5 protein-coding genes are annotated in these 4,037 nt (G+C 43.0%); 2 read left to right on the top strand and 3 right to left on the bottom strand.

Features of this window, described 5'->3' with window-relative positions; translation table 11 throughout:
• On the bottom strand, positions 1 to 412 hold a 412-nt coding region (locus RID53_RS32040; protein ID WP_446391944.1), incomplete at its 3' end, for an IS4/Tn5 family transposase DNA-binding protein.
• A 528-nt stretch (positions 413 to 940) separates the two neighbouring features.
• Positions 941 to 2,737 carry a dynamin family protein gene (locus RID53_RS32035; RefSeq protein WP_446391943.1) on the bottom strand — a complete coding sequence of 599 codons (1,797 nt, stop codon included), beginning with the start codon at positions 2,735 to 2,737 and terminating at the stop codon, positions 941 to 943.
• Between the two features lie 208 nt (positions 2,738 to 2,945).
• On the opposite strand from RID53_RS32035, the gene RID53_RS32030 reads away from it, so the two are divergent.
• On the top strand, positions 2,946 to 3,170 hold the full coding sequence (locus tag RID53_RS32030) for a hypothetical protein (protein ID WP_446391942.1): 225 nt from the start codon (positions 2,946 to 2,948) through the stop codon (positions 3,168 to 3,170).
• Between the two features lie 244 nt (positions 3,171 to 3,414).
• Positions 3,415 to 3,780 carry a hypothetical protein gene (locus RID53_RS32025; protein ID WP_446391941.1) on the top strand — a complete coding sequence of 122 codons (366 nt, stop codon included), beginning with the start codon at positions 3,415 to 3,417 and terminating at the stop codon, positions 3,778 to 3,780.
• Positions 3,781 to 3,808: 28 nt separating this feature from the next.
• Here RID53_RS32025 and RID53_RS32020 read toward each other — a convergent pair.
• Positions 3,809 to 4,037 (bottom strand): hypothetical protein (locus RID53_RS32020; protein ID WP_446391940.1); only part of this gene is annotated, 229 nt, incomplete at its 5' end.

Raw genomic sequence — 4,037 nt, 5'->3', positions numbered from 1 at the left:
CCCAGACTTGTTGATGTAATACACCCAGAGGCACGCCATTACCAGTCGTACAGAATACTGAGTGAACTTTTAAGCCATAAGATTTGGCATTATCCAAGTAACCCATGCCTTGGGTTGCTGGATGATGTGTGAAATTCAGTTCGGTGGTATCCTGAATCGCAATGACAACAGACTCTTTTTTGACTCGTTCGACTGTACTGCTTTGGTGAGCTGAGGTGATCGCTTCTGGTTTGACATAGGGAGATTTCCAAAACTCGTAGGCCGCTTGGGTGGCGGCTAAATCTCCCGAAGCTTGCGGTACGCTGGCATTCGGTTGTGCTGCTAAATCACTGACTATGCGAATTAGTCGTTTTTTACGGCGCACGTCCCCCAATTGTGCATATTGCAATTCCTCCACTGCCCAAGCTTTCATTGAAGTACCTCCTTGTCAACAATCAAACACTTGCTGGTTAAACTTGCACCCCCTGCGGCCAAGGTTGCCTCTACTTTTACACATCCCCATCAGGCTCTTGACTATTAATGGACTAGCGCTCTAGTACGTGAGTGGGAACTGTTTGGGTGCGATCACACTCTGGCAGGCGATCGCACTCTGACTGGAAAAACAGTATGAAATAAGCAGCAAGCAGCTCTACGATACCAAGATTGAGTGCTGGTGAGTGACAAACTTCTACCAGAATCTCCCGATCACTCTGAACCCTTTGCACAAAAAACAACGCCCCAAGGCCGATGGTTGGATACAGCCATATTTATTTTTTAAGCTATATTAAGCATTGCTCCCCAACCCAGACACCATAAGACTTGTGGATTGTTAAGAAAGATGTGACTAATGCATAGCTTGCTAAGGGGGGATTAAGGGGGTTTTTTCAAAGCAACGAGATTCAATGTTTCACACCGAAAAGCTTTTCATCTTAAGCTTACACGGATGCAAGCCTGAGTTCCCTTACAAGACATTAACTGCCTTATGTAATAATAGCGTTTTCAGGGTTTGATTCATGGTTTGGCGGAAATTGCGGCGAATTGTTGCTTCGACTTTTGGTTCAAAATCTAATTTCAATAACTGTCGAATCGCGGGTTCTGCTGCAATCATACTTTCAGCATCATACCCTTGTGAGGTTTGCTCTAAGGTTTGCCGGAATTGATAAATTGAAAATGTTCCTTCATCATAAAAACGGGGACTTTCTCGCACATATCTGTCACACTCTGTCCGCGCTTCACTGGCTAACGCCTGACAGACTAGCTTTTCCACCCCCTTTAACTGTTGCTCAATTCCGCCATCATTTCCCAATAATCGATAGAGTTGACGGTAATAATCACGGCGGCGTATTTGTTCCATCAGATAAACAAAAAAGTGAGAAGCTACCTGTTGAGATGCTTTAACTAAAACATCTTCTAACTGATTCGCCAAATCATAAAGCGCCTCGACTAAAACCGCAATTAAGGGGGCTGTTGCATTGCGGGGATGGCTGCGAGTGGCGCGACTATAGGCTTGGGCGACGGAGAATGTATTGAGTAATTCATCTAGGCGTTGAATCATTTGATGTTGAAGTTGGCGAAATTCTATCTCAAAGGCATTACAACTATTGGTTACCGCCTGATTGACTTCTTCAGCGATGTGAATACAAAACTCCCTTCCTACTTGTTGCAATTCTTGATTCAGCCGTTCTAACTCCTGGGCTTTCATCGCCTCAATTTCGTGAGGTTGACTGTCTAAATCTCGCTGAATTGCCAGATAATGTTTTTTGAGATTAATACATAAGGGTTGTAAGTCATCAGCGAGATTGGCAAATAACTGCGGACGCTTTTCCTCGGTAAGATAGCGCGTAATGGATGTGCGAAACTCTTCAATCCCACTATCTTGAATCAGTTTTTCCAGGAGTGGTAGTCCCCATTCACTAAGAATCCGCACATAGTTCTCTGCTGGCGTTTCATACCCTCGGACAGAGGGTTTAAATTCACTCCCCACAAATTTACCCGAACCACAATACCGATTAAATTCATTCACGAATTGTGGCGTTTCCTCTTGGATACCTGTCCCTCTCACCGCCTCGGCTAAAATAGAATCTAAGCCAAAGCGATCGCGTTCTGTAGTCTGCTTGATCTGACTACCATAAAATCCCAGTAATCCGCTGGTTTTGTGAACTTTGGGTGTATCCCAGAATTGGCTACGAATTAAATCATCGAGTCGCTGTCGCAATTGGATGCGATCGCGGTTTGCTAAAAACCCTGCCATTAGCAAGTCTAATGCCTTTGCTTGTTTGGCGCGTTCTGACTTACTTTCTCCGCCTTCCTGTTGAATAATTTCTTGACATCCTTGGCGTAAAGTGTTAATTTCATCCGGTTGATGAATATGAGCGGCGGCTTTTGCGGCGGCGGATAATCCCAATTTTTGACATAGGGCTACCGCCTGTTCTCGAATCTCTGTTTCACTCAAAAATGTCAACACTACTCGTTCTTGATCGGTATCCGCATAGGCGATATAACATTCTGTACCTGTGGCGTGTCCCTCGGCGCTATAAAGTAGTTCTCGTTCTAATAGTGCGTTAATCAGCATCGATTTCCCCGCACTAAATGCACCCGCAAAGACAATCTCAAATGTGGGAGAAATGGCTTTTTGTAGAGAGGCTTGCACAGAGGTGATATCCTGGGATGCGCGTAGCGATGACTCTTGATGTAGTAATTGCAGAAGACTTTCTACTTGGGCTTGCAGGTTCTCACATTGAGCTGACGTGGATGTCATGATGGTAGCGATTGAGCGAAAAGGTGTTTAGTTTGATTGTATCGCCAGTTTAATTTAGAACTTACGTATTGACAAAGTGAATAGAATGTGTTTGCAAAGACCAGCTTATCTGATCCCATGGTGATCTATTCTGCGATTAAGATAACAAACTGGGAAGACGCAATCGCTCCTTTGTACTAAACTAGAAGCAACAACGCTAGGCTATTCCATGACCAATATAGATGGTGAAACTGATGAAGACAAACAAATAGCCAGACTAAAAATCCATCGGGATTTAATTGGATGGATTATCAAGGAACTTAGACAAGAAGGTATCCTTGCTGAGAGAACAGTTGGAGGAAACCCAGATGGAGATATTTTAATTGTCAATCAAGATCATGTTCCACGAGTTAAAGAAATAATACGCCAGATGCAAAGGCGATTTAATCCTTAAGTTACACCAAGGAGAATATAGCCACGGAAGAATCCTACATTGAGGTTAAAGCCCATAAATCAAAACGTATCGATTCTGCTCTAGCCAGGAAATTAATTTCTAAAGAAACAGTTATCGGCGTTGTCACTACCGGAAAAATCACTCAACCGGCTAAACAGTTATTAGATTCAGCAGATATAGCATGGGTAGAAAATTTTCCAGAAACAGAATTGACCAACTCTGATGATACGGAGAATAGATGATCATGTTAGATATTATTTTCTACTCAGCCAACAATCAAGACCCCAACTATATAGAATTGTCAGAAAATATTTATGAATGGTTAGCTAGATCCAAATTTTCTAAGATTGGGAAATCACTAGAAACAAAAATAAAAATAGATGGAGAAGAAGAAAGTTTACCTTTGGTGCCGTTAGATCAAGAAAATCGCCGCCAACTTAGACTATTTTTCCTTGAGGCGATTGCCAATGAAAGTGATGTCATCCTAACTCAGCTTGAAGCCTATGATTCAAAAGCCACCTATCAACAGGCAATTTATCGCTTAAGGAAACTCCAAGAGTTACGTAAGTGTGTAGAAAACGAAAACTATCAGTATCTTCAGCGCGTCTAATTGATAACTTTTGAACTTACAGTGCTTTTCAAGTATAGTGAAGTACACAGACAGATCCCCGATGTCTTGAAGAAGTCGGGGATCTTGCTTGAGGCTGTACCTCATCAGGATTTGGTATAAGTAGGGTCTGCTGAATAACTCTTGTGGTGGGGAGAGGCAATAGGCAATAGGCAATGGGCAATGGTTTCAACCCTCTGTCGAGGGAAAATTCGGCGCTGAGGTTGGCAAAAATTCCAGGATGCAAGAGAGTGGTAGTG

It is taken from the genome of Coleofasciculus sp. B1-GNL1-01 (assembly GCF_040220235.1).
Taxonomy (GTDB): domain Bacteria; phylum Cyanobacteriota; class Cyanobacteriia; order Cyanobacteriales; family Coleofasciculaceae; genus Coleofasciculus.
The sequence above is the reverse complement of the archived record's forward strand: the minus strand, read 5'-3'. Positions and strand labels throughout refer to the sequence as shown.